At 65.6% G+C, this 19,528-nt stretch carries 15 protein-coding genes and 1 rRNA gene; 9 read left to right on the top strand and 7 right to left on the bottom strand.

Going from position 1 to position 19,528, the window contains the following annotated elements; all coding sequences use genetic code 11:
* Positions 1–31 precede the first annotated feature (31 nt).
* The 3 genes from ACQY72_RS05010 to ACQY72_RS05020 form a co-directional block, all read right to left on the bottom strand.
* Positions 32–1,492, bottom strand: a 16S ribosomal RNA gene (locus ACQY72_RS05010).
* A gap of 630 nt (positions 1,493–2,122) precedes the next feature.
* On the bottom strand, positions 2,123–2,548 hold the full coding sequence (locus tag ACQY72_RS05015; RefSeq protein WP_428156160.1) for a CBS domain-containing protein: 426 nt from the start codon (positions 2,546–2,548) through the stop codon (positions 2,123–2,125).
* Between the two features lie 108 nt (positions 2,549–2,656).
* Positions 2,657–3,331 carry a rhomboid family intramembrane serine protease gene (locus ACQY72_RS05020; RefSeq protein WP_428156161.1) on the bottom strand — a complete coding sequence of 225 codons (675 nt, stop codon included), beginning with the start codon at positions 3,329–3,331 and terminating at the stop codon, positions 2,657–2,659.
* A 119-nt stretch (positions 3,332–3,450) separates the two neighbouring features.
* Here ACQY72_RS05020 and hfaA point away from each other — a divergent pair, with 119 nt between their 5' ends.
* Genes hfaA through hfaD form a run of 3 tightly spaced genes read left to right on the top strand, consistent with a single transcriptional unit; the run spans position 3,451 to position 6,093 of the window.
* The gene (hfaA, locus tag ACQY72_RS05025) at positions 3,451–3,891 is read left to right on the top strand and encodes a holdfast anchoring protein HfaA (protein WP_428156162.1); all 441 of its coding nucleotides are present in this window, start codon (positions 3,451–3,453) and stop codon (positions 3,889–3,891) included.
* The gene (gene hfaB, locus ACQY72_RS05030; protein ID WP_428156163.1) at positions 3,888–4,904 is read left to right on the top strand and encodes a holdfast anchoring protein HfaB; all 1,017 of its coding nucleotides are present in this window, start codon (positions 3,888–3,890) and stop codon (positions 4,902–4,904) included. The genes hfaA and hfaB overlap by 4 nt, the downstream gene beginning before the upstream one ends.
* Entirely contained in the window at positions 4,831–6,093 is a 1,263-nt protein-coding gene (hfaD, locus tag ACQY72_RS05035; RefSeq protein ID WP_428156164.1) for a holdfast anchor protein HfaD, read from the top strand. Before hfaB ends, hfaD begins: the two co-directional genes overlap by 74 nt.
* A gap of 43 nt (positions 6,094–6,136) precedes the next feature.
* Here hfaD and ACQY72_RS05040 read toward each other — a convergent pair whose 3' ends face one another.
* A complete protein-coding gene (locus tag ACQY72_RS05040; protein ID WP_428156165.1) occupies positions 6,137–6,634 on the bottom strand; it encodes a GNAT family N-acetyltransferase in 498 nt (165 codons plus the stop codon).
* A 126-nt stretch (positions 6,635–6,760) separates the two neighbouring features.
* Here ACQY72_RS05040 and ACQY72_RS05045 point away from each other — a divergent pair, with 126 nt between their 5' ends.
* Positions 6,761–9,649, top strand: coding sequence for a M16 family metallopeptidase (locus tag ACQY72_RS05045; protein ID WP_428156166.1), 2,889 nt, complete (start codon positions 6,761–6,763; stop codon positions 9,647–9,649).
* Between the two features lie 129 nt (positions 9,650–9,778).
* Here the strand turns inward: ACQY72_RS05045 and ACQY72_RS05050 are convergent, their stop codons facing one another.
* A complete protein-coding gene (locus ACQY72_RS05050; protein WP_428156167.1) occupies positions 9,779–10,675 on the bottom strand; it encodes a hypothetical protein in 897 nt (298 codons plus the stop codon).
* A 318-nt stretch (positions 10,676–10,993) separates the two neighbouring features.
* On the opposite strand from ACQY72_RS05050, the gene ileS reads away from it, so the two are divergent.
* The 5 genes from ileS (at position 10,994) to ACQY72_RS05075 (ending at position 17,805) form a co-directional block, all read left to right on the top strand.
* The gene (gene ileS, locus ACQY72_RS05055; protein WP_428156168.1) at positions 10,994–13,948 is read left to right on the top strand and encodes an isoleucine--tRNA ligase; all 2,955 of its coding nucleotides are present in this window, start codon (positions 10,994–10,996) and stop codon (positions 13,946–13,948) included.
* A 934-nt stretch (positions 13,949–14,882) separates the two neighbouring features.
* Entirely contained in the window at positions 14,883–16,136 is a 1,254-nt protein-coding gene (locus tag ACQY72_RS05060) for a cation:proton antiporter (protein ID WP_428156169.1), read from the top strand.
* Positions 16,137–16,176: 40 nt separating this feature from the next.
* Positions 16,177–16,377 (top strand): DUF2093 domain-containing protein, encoded by a 201-nt coding sequence (locus ACQY72_RS05065; protein WP_428156676.1) that lies wholly within the window; start codon positions 16,177–16,179, stop codon positions 16,375–16,377.
* Entirely contained in the window at positions 16,374–17,231 is an 858-nt protein-coding gene (locus ACQY72_RS05070; protein ID WP_428156170.1) for a M23 family metallopeptidase, read from the top strand. Before ACQY72_RS05065 ends, ACQY72_RS05070 begins: the two co-directional genes overlap by 4 nt.
* Before the next feature lie 67 nt (positions 17,232–17,298).
* A complete protein-coding gene (locus ACQY72_RS05075) occupies positions 17,299–17,805 on the top strand; it encodes a response regulator (RefSeq protein ID WP_428156171.1) in 507 nt (168 codons plus the stop codon).
* Here ACQY72_RS05075 and ACQY72_RS05080 read toward each other — a convergent pair.
* Together ACQY72_RS05080 and ACQY72_RS05085 are read right to left on the bottom strand one after the other, a co-directional pair.
* The gene (locus ACQY72_RS05080; RefSeq protein ID WP_428156677.1) at positions 17,751–18,677 is read right to left on the bottom strand and encodes a lysophospholipid acyltransferase family protein; all 927 of its coding nucleotides are present in this window, start codon (positions 18,675–18,677) and stop codon (positions 17,751–17,753) included. The genes ACQY72_RS05075 and ACQY72_RS05080 overlap by 55 nt on opposite strands.
* Positions 18,678–18,717: 40 nt before the next feature.
* A complete protein-coding gene (locus ACQY72_RS05085) occupies positions 18,718–19,488 on the bottom strand; it encodes an SDR family NAD(P)-dependent oxidoreductase (protein ID WP_372694883.1) in 771 nt (256 codons plus the stop codon).
* Positions 19,489–19,528: the final 40 nt, after the last annotated feature.

The following is a 19,528-nucleotide window of genomic DNA, read 5'->3' on the forward strand; positions in this document are numbered from 1 at the left end:
CGTGAGAGACAGTCTGGAGAAGCATCCTTAGAAAGGAGGTGATCCAGCCGCAGGTTCCCCTACGGCTACCTTGTTACGACTTCACCCCAGTCGCTGACCCTACCGTGGTCGCCTGCCCCCTTGCGGTCAGCGCAGCGCCTTCGGGTAGAACCAACTCCCATGGTGTGACGGGCGGTGTGTACAAGGCCCGGGAACGTATTCACCGCGGCATGCTGATCCGCGATTACTAGCGATTCCAACTTCATGCCCTCGAGTTGCAGAGGACAATCCGAACTGAGACGACTTTTAAGGATTAACCCTCTGTAGTCGCCATTGTAGCACGTGTGTAGCCCACCCTGTAAGGGCCATGAGGACTTGACGTCATCCCCACCTTCCTCCGGCTTAGCACCGGCAGTCCCATTAGAGTTCCCAACTAAATGATGGCAACTAATGGCGAGGGTTGCGCTCGTTGCGGGACTTAACCCAACATCTCACGACACGAGCTGACGACAGCCATGCAGCACCTGTGTCCTAGTCTCCGAAGAGAAAGCCAGATCTCTCTGGCGGTCCAGGCATGTCAAAAGGTGGTAAGGTTCTGCGCGTTGCTTCGAATTAAACCACATGCTCCACCGCTTGTGCGGGCCCCCGTCAATTCCTTTGAGTTTTAATCTTGCGACCGTACTCCCCAGGCGGATTGCTTAATGCGTTAGCTGCGTCACCGAAATGCATGCATCCCGACAACTAGCAATCATCGTTTACGGCGTGGACTACCAGGGTATCTAATCCTGTTTGCTCCCCACGCTTTCGAGCCTCAGCGTCAGTAATGAGCCAGTATGTCGCCTTCGCCACTGGTGTTCTTCCGAATATCTACGAATTTCACCTCTACACTCGGAGTTCCACATACCTCTCTCATACTCAAGACACCCAGTATCAAAGGCAATTCCGAGGTTGAGCCCCGGGATTTCACCCCTGACTTAAATGTCCGCCTACGCTCCCTTTACGCCCAGTAATTCCGAGCAACGCTAGCCCCCTTCGTATTACCGCGGCTGCTGGCACGAAGTTAGCCGGGGCTTCTTCTGTAGGTACCGTCATTATCGTCCCTACTGAAAGAATTTTACAATCCTAAGACCTTCATCATTCACGCGGCATGGCTGCGTCAGGCTTTCGCCCATTGCGCAAGATTCCCCACTGCTGCCTCCCGTAGGAGTTTGGGCCGTGTCTCAGTCCCAATGTGGCTGATCATCCTCTCAGACCAGCTACTGATCGTCGCCTTGGTGAGCCTTTACCTCACCAACTAGCTAATCAGACGCGGGCCGCTCTAAAGGCGATAAATCTTTCCCCCGAAGGGCACATTCGGTATTAGCACAAGTTTCCCTGAGTTATTCCGAACCTAAAGGCACGTTCCCACGTGTTACTCACCCGTCCGCCACTAACTCCGAAGAGTTCGTTCGACTTGCATGTGTTAGGCCTGCCGCCAGCGTTCGCTCTGAGCCAGGATCAAACTCTCAGGTTGAGTTGACTTCTGACCTAAGCTTAAGAACATCCCGAAGGACGTCTTGGCATTAGTTCTACGTATTTTATTGACGAGTTCCCATTCATCGATCCGAAGACCGACGCATGGTATCTTTTCAAAAAGACCGCAGATAGTCAGTGTCGTATGATGACCTTCTAGGGTCATCGCAAGAACACCGCCGCCTGCGTTTCTCTTTCCAAATCAACAATGTCAAAGACCTGAACCGCCTCAGCGGCCCGACTTGTTTAGCGCCGTTGTCGTCGGCGGAGGCGGGGATTTAGAGACCGCCGAACCTCATGTCAACCGCTCTTTTCAGAGATCTTTTGGAGAGAAGAGCGAACCCTTCAGACCGCAAGAAACCACCGGAGGAAAGCGAGGCTTACCTCTTAAAACCCGTCGGCGATTCGATTGGAGCGCGGAACCTAGTGAAACCAACCGATGAAAGCAAGAAGTTTTTCGCTTCTCTCTTCCGTGAAACCCCGGAGATCTTCACCCCCGCGGCCCCGTCGGCCAGCCCGTTTCCGAGCGAGGCGGCTCTATACGTAGACCCCGATTTGTCAGCAAGCGGATTCTGACAAGACCGCGAAACTTTCTCAAAGACTCACGATCGATGATCACAAACCAGCAGCATCAGCCCGCTATGTAAGTCCGCAAACTCGCCGCCTCCTGGGCGTGCTCGGCGATCTGGCATTTCACCACGTCGCCGATAGAGATGACGCCGACCAGTCGCTTGGCCTGCATCACCGGCAGATGGCGGATGCGCCGATCGGTCATGCGGGTCATCAGGACGGACATCTCCTCGCCCGGCTCGGCGAAGATCACCTTGGCGGTCATGTAGTCGGCGACCGGGCGATCCAGCGCCCCGGCGCCATCGGCGGCCAAAGCCTTGACCACATCCCGCTCGGAAAACACCCCGACGACATGGTCGCCGTCACAGACGACCAGCGCCCCGACCCGTTTCTGCTCCAGTTCTGCGCACGCCTGCGTCACCGTCAGGTCGGGCGCGATTGAGAAGACGGCGTTTCCCTTGGTCTTGAGGATCTCGGCGACGAACATCGCGGCTCCTTCTCTCTATAGAAGAGACGACCGCAGGGCCGGAATGGCGACAGGGCCGCTCGGGAACCGATGATCGCTCAGCCGGCGTCAGGAAGCAAACGCCCCTGATCAACCGTCGACAACGACACCCTTGCCGAACAGACGCGCCAGCGGCCCGATGGCCAGCAGCCCGACCACGAAGCCGACGGCATGCGCTTCCCAGGCAATGCGCGCGCCCTCGGCGCCCGGCGCATAACCGATCAGGCCGGTCACCGCATTGACGGCCATCCAGGCGATGGCCGCGCCGATCACATGACGGTCGGTCAGGGCCAGCACCCGCCCCTGCCCACCCATCAACCGCGTCGCCGCCCCGATCAGGCCGAAAACGGCGCCCGACGCCCCGACCATCGGCTCTGTGGAACCCCAATGGATCAGCCCATAGCCCAGCGCGGCCAACACGCCGCACGCCACATAGAAGAGCAGGAAGACCGTCGGCCCCATCTTGACGCCGAACAGCCGCGCGACCGGCGAGCCGAAAGCGACCGCCGCGACCGCATTCATGATGGCGTGGGTCCAGCCGCCGTGCAGCAGCATGGCCGTCAGCAGTCCGCCCCAGCGTCCCTGCTCCAGATCGGCAGGCGCAAAGGCCATGCTCATCCCCATGTCGGGCAACTGCCGCTGGAAGTAGAACAGCACCGGCATCGACACGGCGATCAACAGCACGACCAGCGGGACGTTGAACGCCTTCTCTCTGGGCGGCTTGCCGTTGGGCGGACCGTCGAATCGACCGTGTGCGTCTGACATGGCGCACAAATGCGCAAGGCCTCCTGCGACATCAAGCGCTTCTTAACATCCTTAATGCAGGTTGGGGTGCGGATCGCGTTCGGGGTCCGGCGTTCGTTTGTGCGCGAGGAACCATCGTAATGCCCGCCAAGAGGCTGTTTCTATCCACCGCCGTCATGGCCGTCGTGGCCGCAGCGAGCCTGCCGGCCGCCGCGCAATCGACGGGGTCGGGCGGCGCATCGCGCTTCCAGCAGGGTTACGGCGGCGCGCGACAGGCCGCCAACACCGCCACCACCGGCTATACCCGCGACGCCAACGGCAACCGCCTGATCGTCAACGGCATCATCCAGCCGGGCGCATCCTCCTATTCCAGCCAGTCGGGCGGCGTCGCCTCGGCCTATGCCGGCGCAGGCTCGTCCAGCAACGGCGGCACGACCATCGGCGGCTCCACCGCCATCGGCAATCAGCTGAACGTGGTGGTCCAGGGCAGCCGCAACACCGTCATCGTCAACTCGACACAGACCAACACCGGCGCGATCAACGCCGGCACGGCCCTGAACGGGAACATCGACCTGCCATGAGCCGCCGCCATCTCATTAAAGGGGGAGCCGCCGTCTCGGCCGTCGCCCTGCTGCTCGCCGGCTGCGTCAGTCCGGTCGCAGGTCCGTCGGGTCAATATGCGACCCCGATCGGCAATGCGCCGGTGACCGCCAACCCGACCCCCTATTCCGCAGCCCTGTACTGCCTGGCCGACTACGCACGTCGCTACAACCTGCCCTCGCCGCGCATGGCCGTGGGCCGGATCAGCGACTACACCGGCACGGTTTCTTCGGACGGCGGACGCCAGATCACCGGCGGCGCCTCCCTGATGGCCAACTCGGCCCTGGCCAAGGCCGGCGCCCGCATCGTCGAACGCTACGACACCTCGGTGTCCGAGCTTGAGCTGCGCTACGCCAACAACAAGCTGATCGGCGATCAGGCCCCCGACGCCCAGGGCCCCGAGGACACCCAGTACCGCCGCATCCTGGCCGGCCAGGTGCCCGGCTCGGACTTCTATGTCGTCGGCGGCATCACCGAGGTGAACTACAACATCCGCTCGGGCGGCTTCGACATCGCCGGCGGCGAGGTCGACAGCAATCGCCCCGGCTCGGGCATCGTCAACCACCGCGTCTATGTGATGAACATCGCCATGGACCTGCGCCTGGTCCAGACGACCACGCTGGAGGTCGTCGATGTCGTCTCCTATCAGAAGCAGATCATCGGCCGGGAGATCTCGGCCGGCGTGTTCGACTTCCTGAACGGCAACGTCTTCGACATCTCGGCCGGCACCGGCGGCATGGAGCCGACGCAGCTGGCCGTCCGCGCTCTGGTCGAACGCGCCACGGTCGAGTTTATGGCTAACCTCTATGGCGCGCCCGGCCCCGAAATCTGCCTCAACGCCGCCAACGATCCGCTCGGCGATTCCACCGTCGGTCCGACCGGCGGTTATTATCCGGCCTATCCCACTCAGGACACGAACAATGGCCAGACCCGCGCCGATCCGTCTCGCTGGAATGATAGTCGCGACGGCGACGTTCGCCGCACTCGCCACTGAAGCGAGCGCGCAAGCGACGCCGGCCTGCGATCCGCAAGCCGGCGAAGCCTGTTCCAGCACCCAGACCCAGACCGGCGACGTCACCGGCCTGGTGGACATCGACATGTCCGTCGATCAGGTGACCGTCAGCAACAGCGCCCAGGGCAATGCGCTCGCGGGCGGGGTGACAGCTGCGTCCGCCGGCCTGGTCTCGCGCCAGACCATGACCGGTGCGACGGTCGCGCGCAGCAATGTCGTCGTGAACGGCGAGGCCGACGGCCAGCTCAGCGTCCAGACCACCGCGCGCGGCAACTACCTGGCCGTCACCACAGACCGCGCGACCTTCGCCGTCGATGCCACCCAGTCCTCGACCGGCGATCAGGTGCGGGCCGGAACCTATGTCCAGGTGCCGGGCGGCCGCGTGCTCCAGGGCGGCTTCGCGACCAGCGCCGCCGTCGCCAACACCGTCGCCATGGGCGGCCCCTCCTCCTCTCTGACCGGCGTCATCGACCAGACGGCCCAGACCACCGTCTTCGCCGAGACCGTCGCCGATGTTCAATACATCCCCGCGCCCGCCACCTTCTCGTCCCAGGCCGTCGCCAATGCGGTCCAGACCAATACGACCGGCGCCTCGCACCAGGACCTGGCCATCCGTCAGTCCAACGGCGCCTCGACGACCGAGGCCCGCACCGACGTCTATGTCGACAACGCCTGGGACCTGACGGTCGGCGCCAACGCAGGCGCCAACCAGGCCATCACGGCCAACGCCGGCGGCTCGATGCTGATCGCGACGGACCAGACCAACGCCGGCCGCGTTCGCGCCGACGCCCGCGTCCAGACCAATCTCCAGGGCCAGACGGTGCTGGCCGCCCGCAGCGTCGCCAACGAGACCGTCGCCGGCAATAACGACATCTATCTGAAGCTGGACAACACCCAGCTGAACTCCGGCGGGGTCGAGGCCAACGCGACCTATGTGGGCGTCAACGGCTATGACGCCTATGTCGGCGCCGACGCGGTCGGCAATGCGGTGACCGGCTACGCCTGTACCCAGTGCGGCGGCGGCGACGTCAACATCACCAACAACCAGACCAACAGCGGCAATGTGACGGCGACTACCAGCGCAACGGTCGCCTCCGGCCGCACCGCCGTCGTCGGCGCCAACGCCGTCGGCAACACCGCCACCTTCTATGTCAGCCGCCCGGGCGGCTGACGCTCTTGCGGACGGTCTGAAGCTGGTCGTGGATCGCTGACGCTCAGGTCGCTTCGAAGCCCTCGTGGTAGGTCACTTCGCCCCCGACGGGTTCGCCGCTCATCACGCGCGACTGGAAATACTCGGCGGGCACATCGCCGTATCGAAGCCCGTGGTCGCTGCTGAAGCCGAACCGGCCATAGTATTGGGGGTCGCCCAGCACGACGCATCCCTTCGCGCCCTGGCTCTCCAGCAGATCAAGCCCCGCCTTTATCAAAGCCGATCCGACCCCGCCCCTTTGCAGGCCTGGCGACACCGAGACCGGCCCCAGGCCAAACCATCCGATGTCCTCGCTATCGATCCGCACGGGTGAAAACCCGACATGGCCGATGATCGCACCGTCTTGCTCGGCCACCAGCGACAGGCTCAGCGCGCCGGCGCGCCGCAAGGCATCGACGATGGCGCCCTCGGTCTGACTGCTGTGTTCGACCCCGACAAAGGCGGCGTCGGTCAACGACCTGATGAACGCAACATCGGCGGGGGTCTCGGGGCGAATGATCATCCTGCCGGTTTCGCTCACCTCTGCCGGCTGGGCAACCCTCAGATTTGCGACCCTTGATCCACGCCCGTCGCTCCCCTACTCCAAACCCCGCCGCTCCATCGGGGGTTGCGGTTTCGGAGTGATATCATGCGTTCTGCGCGTCATCTGCTGCTCGTCGCCGTCTCGGGACTGGCCCTTATCACCGGGGCGTTCGCCGCCCCCGCTTTCGCCCAGACAGCCGCCCCCGCCGCCGCCTCGGCCGGTCAGGTCGCGCCGTCCGCCCCCTGGGCCCAGGCCGCCAGCGACATTACTGCCGATCCCGCCGTCCGTTACGGCCTGCTGCCCAACGGCATGCGCTACGCCCTGCTGCACAATGCGACGCCTCCGGGCCAGGCCTCGTTCCGCCTGCGCATCGACGCCGGCTCGCTGATGGAGCGCGACGACCAGAAGGGTCTGGCGCACTTCATGGAGCACATGGCCTTCAACGGCACCAAGGACGTGCCGGAAAACGAGATGCTGCGTATCCTCGAACGCCTGGGCCTGGCCTTCGGCGCAGACACCAACGCCTTCACCAGCTTCGATCAGACCGCCTATATGCTGGAGCTGCCGAACACCAAGGACGAGACGGTCGATCCCAGCCTGCACATCCTGCGTGAGATGATGTCGGCGGCCCTGATGGCGCCGGACGCCATCGATTCCGAGCGCGGCGTCATCGTCGGCGAGGAACGCACCCGCGACACGCCGCAACTGCGCGTGCTGAAGACCCAGCTGGGTCTGCTGGCGCCCGGCCAGCGGCTGTCCGAGCGTCTGCCGATCGGCGACCTCGACATCATCCGCAATGCCCCGCGCCAACGGTTCGTCGACTTCTACGACGCCTATTATCGTCCCTCGCGCGCCACCTTCATCGCTGTGGGCGACTTCGACGTGGACGCGATGGAGGCCAAGGTCCGTGCGGCCTTCGCCGACTGGAAACCTACGGCCGCCGACGGTCCCGAACCCGATCTCGGAACGGTCGCTCCGCGTGAGCCCCAGACCAGCATCCTGGTCGAGCCCGGCATCCAGTCCTCGATCCAGATCAACTGGATCAAGAACCCCGACCTGGAACCCGACACGGCCGCCGAGCGCGCCGCCGACATCCGTCGCGGCCTGGGCCTGTCCGTGCTGAACCGTCGCCTGGGCGAGATCGCCCGCGCCGACAACCCGCCCTTCATCGGCGCCGGCGCCGGCTATCAGTCGCTGTTCGACAGTCTGGACGCCGGCACCCTGTCGGTCGCCTTCAATCCCGGCGGCTGGCAGCGCGCGCTTGAGACCGTCGAACAGGAAAGCCGTCGCCTGGCCGAATACGGCGTGACCGACGCCGAGCTTCAGCGCGAGATCGTCAACACCCGCACCGCCCTTCAGAACGCCGTGGCCTCGGCCGCGACCCGTTCGACCCCGGCCCTCGCCACCGGCCTGCTCGGCGCCGTCAACGACGATCAGGTCTTCAGCGCGCCCCAGACCAATCTCGACCTCTTCAACAAGGCGGTCGAGGGCCTCACGGTCGATCAGGTCAACCAGGCGGCCAAGGCCGTGTTCGAGGGCCAGGGTCCGCTGGTGCTGTTCAGCTCACCCGTCCCGGTCGAGGGCGGCGAAGCGGCCGTCACTGCCGCGCTGGAGGCCTCACGCAACACCCCGATCCAGGCCCGCGCCGTTGAGGCCGAGCTGAAATGGCCTTATGACAACTTCGGCGCCCCCGCCGTCCCGGCCTCGCGCACCGAGGTCGCAGACCTGGGCGCCACCCTGGTCCGCTTCCCGAACGGCACATTGCTGAACATCAAGAAGACCGACTTCCGCGCCGAACAGATTCTGGTCAGCGCCCGCACCGGCATCGGCGAACTCGGCCTGCCGGCCGATGCGCTGTCGCCCTTGTCGATGGCCAGCACGGTCCTGACGCCTGGCGGCCTGGGCAAGCTCAGCCTGGACGAGATCAACCGCGTCCTCAGCGGCCGGACCTACAGCGCCTCGGTCAACCAGGCCGGCGACGCCTATGTCTTCTCGGGCGCGACCAAGCCCGCCGACCTCCAGTTGGAGCTTCAGGTTCTGGCCGCCTATCTGACCGATCCCGGCCTGCGCGCCGCGCCGTTCGAACAGACCAAGGCCATGTTCCCGCAGATCCTGGCCCAGCTGGGCGCCACGCCGCGAGGCGTGTTCCAGCGTGACGCCTCGGGCCTTCTGGCTGGCGGCGATGCGCGCGAAATGACCCCGACAGCGGAACAGATCGCCGCGATCCAGATCGACGACGTCCGAAACGGCGTCCGCTCGGCCCTGGCCCAGGGTCCGGTCGAAATCACCGTCGTCGGCGACGTGGACATCGACGCCGTCATCGCCGCCGTCGGCTCGACCTTCGGCGCCCTGCCCTCGCGCGGCGCCGAACCGACCCCGCCCGCCGGCTCGACCGAGCGCAAATTCCCCGCACCCGTCGCCACGCCGGTCCAGCTGCATCACACAGGCCCGGCCGAACAGGCGCTGGGCTTCGTCGCCTGGCCGACCACCGACCAGGTCACCGACCGCAAGACCGCGCGGCAGCTGTCGATCCTGTCGGACGTGCTGCAACTGCGCCTGAACGACGAGATCCGCGAGAAACAAGGCCTGGCCTATTCGCCCAGCGCCGGCTCCAGCGCCTCGGACGTCTATCCCGGCTACGGCTTCATCTCGGTGACGGCGGAAACCCCGCCCGCCGCCCTGCCCACGCTGTTCGAGACGGTGGACGCCATCGCCGCCGATCTGCGCGACAACCCGGTCAGCGACGACGAACTGAACCGCGCCCGCCGCCCGGCCGTCGAACGCCTGCGCCGCAGCATGGCCGACAACGGCTACTGGATGACCCAGCTGGCCGAGGCCCAGTCCAACCCGGCCACGCTGGACCAGACCCGCAGCCAGGTCGCCACCCTGGAAGCCGTCACCGCCGCCGATCTTCAGACCCTGGCCCGCCAGTATCTGAAGCCCGACGCCGCCTGGCGCGCCACCGTCACGGCCCAGGCCGCCACGTCTCAATAAACGCCCATGAAAAAGGCCCCGGCTCTTGCGAGCCGGGGCCAGTCGTCAGGATCGTCGACGGAGAGCCGACGGTCTTGTTATTTCACTTCCCGCCTGATCGGCGGCTGAACAGACCAGTTCGGTTCCCGTTCAGAACACCCGGCCGCCGACGCCGCCATCCAAGGTGATGACCCCGGTCAGCACGGTCGCGCTCTCGACCTGTTCCTCGCGGTATTCGGTGTATTCCTCTTCACGATACATCGTCAGGATCTTCACCCCGGCGCCGTAGCGACGCAGCAGCGAACGCTCGTTGCAGTCGCGCTCGGGCTTCTCGGGACGGCATTCCAGCTTGCCTTCCGGCCCGTACCACAGCGCCTCGTGCTTGCGGCAGGTCAGGGTCGTGCCGTGATCGAAGCTGATGTCGCCGTTATAGTCCGCGATGGTCGCCTGCAGCCATGTGCCCGAAAGGCAGCGATAAAGCTCGCCGTCGAACCCGTCCGCGATCTCGCGATCCGGCCGCACCTGCGAGGCAGGGTGCGGCACCTGGCGGTCGTCGATGCAGACGGCCTGGATGACGACCCGCTTCATCATGCTGCGGAAGGCGCTGTAGGGCGTGCGGATGGTCTGGGCGACCATGCCCTCGACGGCCAGGCCCTGGATCGTGGTCGGATAGGGCTGGTCCACGCTTACATAGGCCGCGCCGCCCCCCCCGCCGAAGCTGCCCGAGAACCCGCCGGCCCGCGCGTTCAGATACGACCGGGCGCCCGAGCTGGCGTTCGCGCCCGCGTTCGCATTGGCGTTCGCGCCAAGGTTCACGTTCACATTGACGTTGGTGTTGATGTTGCCGTTCCAATTTCCACCGCCGCCGGGACCGCAGTTTCCACCGCCGTTGCAGGGCGGCGGCTCGGGCGGAGGCGGCGGCTCGCACGATGTGCAGGGCGGCGGCTCGCAGCCGGACGTGCATTGCGCCAGTGCGGCGCCGGCGCCCGCCGAGACAGCGAGACCGGCCGCCAGGCCCAGCATCCATTTCGTGATCCGCAGCCGCATCGGCGGGAACTCCCAAACGTAGATTTCGTGTCGACTGGGCAAGACGCCGGCCGATCCTGCATTCACCAAAACGACAAAAGCCTTTCGTTTCCGTTGATGACGCCTGCGCTTCGGGATGGCGCAATGCCGCATCCGTCTGCTAGACCGCCCGCATAATGACCGTCCGCGTCTCCATTCGCCTGATTTCGATTAGCCGCCCGGCGTAGCAACTTTGGGCCTCTTGGCCCCGTGCACGCCGGGATCGACAGCCCTCAAGCAGCGCGAAGCGCGATAGGGCGAAGAACAGCGAACGTAACTCTAGAGACTCCGAGACTTCCCATGGCTGACGCCCCTGAATCCACCGCCCGCGACTATCGCGACACCGTCTTCCTGCCCGAGACGCCCTTCCCCATGCGCGGTGGCCTGCCCCAGAAGGAGCCGATCATCCTGGAACAGTGGGGCGACCTGTACGGAACCCTGCGCGCCGAGCGGCAGAAGCAGAACGCCCCCCTCTATGTCCTGCACGACGGCCCGCCCTACGCCAACGGCGACATCCACATCGGCCATGCGCTGAACAAGACGCTGAAGGATTTCGTTGTCCGCAGCCGCTTCCTGCTGGGCTACGACGTCGATTACGTCCCCGGCTGGGACTGCCACGGCCTGCCGATCGAGTGGAAGATCGAGGAACAGTTCCGCGCCAAGGGCCGCCGCAAGGACGAGGTCTCCAAGGACGAGTTCCGCGCCGCCTGCCGCGAATACGCCGGCAAATACATCGACCTGCAACGCGACCAGTTCAAACGCCTGGGCATCACCGGCGACTTCGCCAACCGCTACGCCACCATGGACTTCACGTCCGAGGCGGCCATCGTCGCCGAGTTCCACAAGTTCAAGAACTCGGGCCAACTGTATCGAGGGTCCAAGCCCGTCATGTGGTCGCCGGTCGAGCGCACGGCGCTGGCCGACGCCGAGATCGAATACCACGACCACGTCAGCCCGACGATCTGGGTCAAGTTCCCGGTCACGGCCATGTCCGACGACCATCCCGACGACCTGCTGGCCTTCCGCACCGGCACCCCGTCCATCGTCATCTGGACCACCACGCCCTGGACCATCCCGGCCAACCGCGCCATCAGCTACGGCCCCGAGATCGCCTATGGTCTGTATGAGGTCACGGCGATGGAAGAGGGGCTGGAGTTCGCGCCCTGGGCCAAGCCGGGCGACCGCCTGATCCTGGCCGACAAGCTGGCCGAGGACGTGTTCAAGGCCGCCAAGATCGCCGCCTGGACCCGCGTCTACGACATCAATCCGTCGGGCCTGGAAACCGCCCACCCGCTGGCGGCGCTCGACAGTGGCTACGGCTTCTCGGTGCCCCTGCTGGCCGGCGACCACGTCACCGACGACGCCGGCACAGGCTTCGTCCACACCGCCCCGGGCCACGGCGCCGACGACTTCGAGGTCTGGAAGGCCCACGGTCATCACGAGGTGCCGGATACGGTCGATCCCGACGGCGCCTACTACCCTGGCGTCCCCCTGTTCGCGGGCCTGAAGGTGCTGGAGACCGAAGGCAAGAAGACCGGCAAGTTCGGCCCCGCCAACGGCGCGGTGATGGACAAGCTGATCGAGGCTGGCAACCTGCTGGCGCGCGGCCGGATGGAGCACTCCTATCCCCACTCGTGGCGCTCAAAGGCACCGATCATCTTCCGCAATACGCCCCAGTGGTTCATCCGCATGGACGAGCCGCTGAAGTCCGGCGACACCCTGCGCGAGACGGGGTTGAAGGCCATCGACGACACCGCCTTCCACCCCGCCGCCGGCAAGAACCGCATCCGCTCGATGGTCGAGGGCCGTCCCGACTGGCTGGTCAGCCGCCAGCGCGCCTGGGGCACGCCGCTGGCCATGTTCATCGACAAACAGACCGGCCAGCCTCTGCATGACGCCGAGGTCGACGCCCGCATAGTCGCCGCCGTCGCCGAACACGGCGCCGACATCTGGTTCACCGCGCCCGACGCCGACTTCCTCGGCGCCCACGACCCGGCCCGCTACGAAAAGGTCGAGGACATCCTGGACGTCTGGTTCGATTCCGGTTCGACCCACGCCTTCACCCTGGACCCGCGCACGGCCGAGCACGGCTATGCCGGCGACCGCCCGGCGCACTGGCCTGCCGACCTCTATCTGGAAGGTTCGGACCAACACCGCGGCTGGTTCCAGTCGTCCCTGCTGGAAGGTTGCGGCACCCGTGGCCGCGCCCCGTTCAAGGCGGTCCTGACGCACGGCTTCACCCTCGACGAAAAGGGGGAGAAGATGTCCAAGTCCAAGGGCAACACCACCGATCCCCTGACCATCATCAAGGAATCCGGCGCCGACATCCTGCGCCTATGGGTGGCCCTGGTCGATTATTCCGAGGACCAGCGGATCGGCAAACAGATCCTCCAGACCACGGTCGACGCCTATCGCAAGCTGCGCAACACCGTCCGCTATCTGCTGGGCGCCTTGGCCGATTTCGACGAGGCCGAGCGGCTGCCGCTGAACCAGATGCCGCCGCTCGAAAAGTTCATCCTGCACCGCCTGCACGAACTCGACGCCCAGGTCCGCAGCGCCTACACTGAATACCGCTTCCAGGACGTCGTCCGCCCGGTGCTGGAGTTCTGCTCCAACGACCTGTCGGCCCTGTATTTCGACATCCGCAAGGACGCCCTCTACTGCGACCGCCCCGACAGCCTTCGCCGTCGCGCCGCCCGCACGGTGATGGACGAGGTCTTCATGCGCCTGACTGCGTGGCTGGCTCCGTTGACCCCGTTCACCATGGAAGAAGCCTGGACGACGCGCTTCCCGGATGCCGGCACCAACTGCGCCCGAGTGATCCCGGAGACGCCGGCGGAGTGGAAGAACCCGGCCGAGGCGGAGCGTTGGGCGAAAGTGCAGCGCGTGATTTCGCTAGTGAATGATGCGTTGGAACACAGCAGAAACAACAAGTGGATTGGCGGTGCGCTAGACGCCAACGTGCTGGTCTGGATCGATAGCGACGATCTTTATCAAGCTTTCGTAGGCCTAGACGCTGCTGAGGTGTTCCGAACCAGCACAGCAACAATCCGTCAGGGTGTTGGCGAGCTTAGCGGTTGGACTGCTACGGGCTTTGATGAAGAACGAGTTTGGCCAATCGTATCCAAAATCGAAACAGCCAAATGCGCCCGCTCTTGGCGCCGTGTCCCCGACGTCGGCTCCGACCCCGCCTACCCCGACCTCTCGGCCCGCGACGCCGATGCGGTAAAATACTGGGACGAATCCCACGCCTGACAAATCCTTCTCCCCTCGGGGGAGAAGGTGGCTCGCGCAGCGAGACGGATGAGGGGGCTGTTTCCGCAGTCTCACCCTCACCGTCCCGAGGCGGAAAGAAACCACTCATCCAAGGCCTCCGGCCCCACCTTCTCCCCCGAGGGGAGAAGGAATGCCTGTGGCGGACGGCTGTCGAAGACCCGCAGGCGTCTCGCCTCTATTTTAAAGTCCGTCATCCTCGGCCTTGTGCCGAGGACCCACGGTCAGGCGGACTCGAACGTCGAAGAAGGCGCACAACGGTTCATGCGCCCCGCCCGGTGATCATGCGGCGGACTGGTGGATCCTCGGCACAAGGCCGAGGATGACGGGTGTAGAGAAGCGTGAATTGCGCCCCAGCCATCACAATGACGCTGGTTCATTTCTAGCGAATCCAATCGCTTGCCGATTTATGTCCCCGTTCTCCCATCCCCCCTCCGAAACGCGCGTATTCTAACGCCGTCCCGTCGCCCGGAGGGCTCGCTTGGCCTGCGACCTTGCGGTGGCGGGAGCGGATGGAACGGGAGCGGGTCTGAAACGGCCCGCGCCGGCGGCGAACGCCGTCGGAGGATTGAGGGGGATACTCGATCGCACTCGGGACGGGGTTTCGCAGATCCCGCCGACCCGTCGCAGGCTTATGGGGTTAGGCGATAAGACCGCCACCGCTCGACGCCCCGAGCTTGCAGGCCAACCACCCGCGCGGAGCGTCAACCCTTCGTCGAAACGGTAATCTCTAATCACACTCCGGGCGAAGGCCCGGCGCTCCGCCCAGCCCTCCAATAACTTCGCAGGCGAATAGCCGCGAAGGCGAAGCCGTTTTCCGCCCCGCGCGACACTGCGTCATCTTGTCAAACCCGCCGTCGCGCCCCAACTGCAAAGCCTGCCCACACCGCACCCCTCGCCCGCGACAGGAGCCCTGATGCCGCATGCCGACAGCCTGATCCTCACCCTGGTCGGGGGCTTCGTCCTCGCCTTCGTGTTCGGCATGCTGGCGCATCGGCTGAAACTGTCGCCCTTGGTCGGCTATCTGGTCGCTGGCGTCATCGTCGGTCCCTATACGGGCGGCTTCGTCGCCGACACCGAACTGGCGCCGCAGCTGGCCGAGATCGGCGTCATCCTGCTGATGTTCGGCGTCGGTCTGCACTTCTCGCCCAAGGACCTGATGCAGGTCCGCAAGGTCGCCATTCCAGGCGCCCTGGTTCAGATCACCGTCGCCACCGTGCTGGGTTGGGGTCTCGGCCGGTTCGTCCTGGGCCAGGGCGATGTCGAGGCCCTGCTGATGGGCTTCGCCTTGTCCGTCGCCTCCACCGTCGTCCTGCTGCGGGCGCTGGAGGAGCGCAAACAGGTCAAGGGCGAGATCGGGCGCATCGCCGTCGGCTGGCTGATCGTCGAGGATCTGGTCATCGTCATCGCTCTGGTCATGCTGCCCATGATCCTGGTTCCGCCCGGAACCCAGACGGACTTCGCCGCCTTGGGGACCGACGTCGGCCTGACCCTACTCAAGGTGGTCCTCTTCGTCGTCGGCATGCTGGTCGTCGGCGGCAAGGTCATTCCGTGGCTACTGATCCGCATCGCCCACACCAAGTCGCGCGAACTTTTCACCCTGGGCGTTCTGGCCATCGCCCTGGGCATCGCCTGGCTGGCCTATTTCCTGTTCCACTCGTTCGCCTTGGGCGCCTTCCTGGCCGGCCTGGTGATGAACGCCTCGCCCCTGGGTCACAATGCGGCCGAGCGGTCGCTGCCGCTGCGCGACGCCTTCGCCGTGCTGTTCTTCGTTTCCGTCGGCATGCTGTTCGACCCGATGATCGTGGTGCGCCAGCCCTGGGCCGTCCTGGGCGTGGTGGGCATCATCATCGTCGGCAAGTCGGTCGCGGCCCTCGTCATCACCAAGACCTTCAAACTGGACCGCCCGACCGGCTTCACCGTCGCGGCCTCCCTGGCCCAGATCGGCGAGTTCTCCTTCATCCTGGCCGCGCTGGGCGTGTCCCTGGGCGCCATGAGCCGCGAGACCCACGACCTGATCCTGGCCGCCGCCCTGCTGTCGATCTCGTTGAACCCGTTCGTCTTCCTGTTCACCGACCGGATGGGCGGCAAGCCCAAGCCGCCCCCGGCCGGCGCGATCCGACCCGGCGCCGCAGACGGTCCGATCACGGATGCGGTCGCCACGCCCTGAACCCCTTTTCGCACCGGCCGCCGCCCGCTATCGTCCGATCATGGACATGACCGCTGCAGACCAGGCCGTTCTTCACTATGGCGACGGCGAGTTCGCGGTGCTGAAGCCCGGCCGCTTCGTACGCTGCGCCGTGACGGACAAGGCGATCCCGCTGGAAATCCTCCGCTACTGGAGCCCGACGCGCCAGCAGCCCTACTACGGTCCCGCCGAATTCATCGCGGCCCAGCAAGCCGCGACATGATCCCGTCTCGCCGCGCCCTGCTGACCGGCGCGGGCGCCAGCCTGATCGCTGCACCGCTGGCGGCTCAAGATCGCAACGCCCTGCCCCTGGCCCTGAACGGCGCCTGGCGTCAGGGCGGCTACGCCTTCGGTCGCACCGCGCCGCGCGCCCTGATCTTCGTCGATGGCGAGGCCCTGACCACCGCCTCAGCCGCCGGCCTCTTCGTGATCGGCTTCGACCGCGACGCCGCCGCCAGCGTCCAGATCGAGGCCCGCACCGGCAATCGCTCGGCGCGGCGCACCCTCGACATCGCCCCCTACGTCTTCCCCTCGACCAGCGTGAACGGCCTGCCGCCCTCGACCGTCGCGCCCAGCGACCCCGCCCTGCTGGCCCGCATCCAGCACGAGATCGCGCTGAAGACCGAAGGGTTCGCCAGCCGCATCGACGCCGACGATTTCAAGTCCGGCTTCATCTGGCCGCTGGAGACCTACCGCGTCTCCAGCGCCTGGGGCGCCCAGCGCATCCTGAACGGCACGCCCGCCCGGCCCCACTACGGCATCGATCTCGCCGCGCCCCGGGGCAGCGTGATCCGCGCCCCCGCCGACGGCCGCATCGCCTTCGTGCGGCCCGACATGCATTTCGAGGGCGGCCTGACCCTGATCGACCACGGCCAAGGCCTGATCACCTGCTACCTGCACCAGTCGCGGCTGGACGTGCAGCAGGGCCAGCGCGTGCGGCGCGGCGATCCGCTGGGCCGTGTCGGTATGACCGGCCGCGCCACCGGCCCGCACCTGTGCTGGCGCATGAAATGGCGCGACCGCAATCTGGACCCGTCGCTGATGGTCGGCGCCCGCGTCCCGGAAATGCTCGCCTGATCAAAGGCTGCGCTTGCAGGACTAGGTACATCCCCTTAAGCGTCCAGGCGCCATTCGTCGGGGACCGATGTTTTCTCTTAGATCGCTGAACGTCCTGCTCGTGGACGACAATCAGAACATGCGCGCCATCGCCGCCGCCGTGCTGCACTCGGCCGATATCCGCAACGTCCATGAGGCGGCCGAGGGCGCGACCGCCTTCGACCTGCTGCGACGCCACCCCATCGACCTGGCCATCGTCGATTTCAACATGTTCCCGCTGGATGGGGTCGAGTTCACCCGCCTGGTCCGCACCAGCCCCGACAGCCCCAACACCTTCCTGCCGATCATCATGATGACCGGTCATTCCGAGCGCAGCCGCGTCTATGAGGCCCGCGACGCCGGCGTGACCGAGTTCATCGTCAAACCGATCACGGCCAAGGCCGTGCTGGACCGGATCAACGCCGTCATCATGCGGCCCCGCGCCTTCATCAAGACCGACGACTACAACGGCCCCTGCCGCCGTCGGCGCGAGACGCCGGACTACGCCGGACCGTTCCGCCGTTCGTCCGAAGCCGCGCGCTCCAACGCCGCATAGACCTTGTCGGGCCAGCGCTTGTGGACCCAGAACCAGTCCACGGGCCGCTCCCTCACCCGATCCTCGACGAAGCGATTGGCGGCCTGAATTCCCGCCAGGGTATCGGCCGCCTTGTCCTCGCTCTGGCTGACGACGATCGGCTCGTGCGCCGTCACCCGGAACCGGACGCCCGGCAGCCGCACCACCGATAGTGGCAGCATGACCGTATCGAACTTCAGCGCCAGCCTCGCCGCCCCCGGCGAGGCGTTGACCGGCTGACCGAAGAACTCGACCTCCGGCCCCTGATTGTATTTCTGATCGACAAGCAGGGCGATGGAATCGCCACGCTTCATCCCCGCCATCAGCTCGCGCGTCCCGTCGCCCTTGGGCGCGAACAGGTGGATGCCGTATCGCTCGCGGCTCTGGCGGATCAGGGCGTCGACATACGGATTGTTCGCGGCGCGATAGGTCACCTGGCACGGCACGCCCGAGGCCATGATCACCGCCGCCATCACCTCGAAGTTGGCCAGATGGCCCGAGATCAGCACTGCCGGCCGGCCGCTGTCGCGCAGGGCGTGCAGCCGCTCCATCCCGACCACCTCGACCCGCCCGCCCTCGGGCGTCAGGTGGTCCATCACCGCCAGCTCGGCGAAGGTCCGCCCCGTCTGGTCCCACTGGGCCAGCGCCAGCGCCTCACGCTCGGCGGCGGGCAGGTCGGGAAAGGCGATCCGCAGATTCCTCATTACCGTCTTCTGCGTGCCGGTCAGCGGACCCAGCGTGCGCAGCAGCCAGCCACCCAGCCCCGACGCTCGTTCGACGCCCAGCAGGCGCAGAAACCCGAACAACGCCTGGAAGCCCAAGGCCTCCAGACGCCAGATCAGATCCTGTTTCACACTCGCGGCGCGACCGCCCGTCGGGCTTGAGCGCGTTTCTTCACCAGGCAATCGTCAATCCACCGTCCACCACAAGCGTCTGCCCGGTCACATAGGCCGACGCAGGGCTGCACAGATAGACCGCCGTGCCCGCGATTTCATCGGGCTGCCCTATCCTTTTCAGTGGCGCCGGCTCGGTGACCGTCTTCAACAGCTCGGGATTTTCCCAAAGATATTTGGCGAAGTCGGTCTGCACTAGGCCCGGCGCGATACAGTTGACCCGCACGTTCGACGGCCCCCACTCCACCGCCAGGTTCCGCACCAGCTGCATGTCCGCCGCCTTGGAGATATTATAGGCGCCGATCAGCGCATTGCCGCGCAAGCCGCCGATGGACGAGATCACCAGGATCGCCCCGTCCTTGCGCTCCACCATCTGCGGCGCGACCATCTGGATCAGCCAATGGTTCGAGATGACGTTATTCTGCAGGATCTTCTCGAACTGGTCGTCGGCGATGCCCGCCATCGGCCCGGCATAGGGATTGGTCGCCGCGTTGCAGACTAGGATATCGACCTTGCCGAAGGCGGCGTTGGTCTCGTCCACCAGACGCTGCAAATCTTCCTTGGACGCGATGTTCGCCGGAACCGCGATGGCGCGGCCCTCTCCATATTTGCCGTTGATCTCTGCGGCGACCTCATCGCACGGCCCGGCCTTGCGCGAAGAGATGACCACCTTGGCGCCGTGTTCGGCCAGCCGTTCGGCGATCGCCTTGCCGATTCCGCGCGACGATCCGGTGATGATTGCGACCTTGCCGGTCAGATCGAACAGTTCCATTGCGTTTCCCGTGGTTCTGGCGGGGATATTTATCGTCCCG

Source organism: Brevundimonas sp. (assembly GCF_965279155.1).
GTDB lineage: Bacteria > Pseudomonadota > Alphaproteobacteria > Caulobacterales > Caulobacteraceae > Brevundimonas.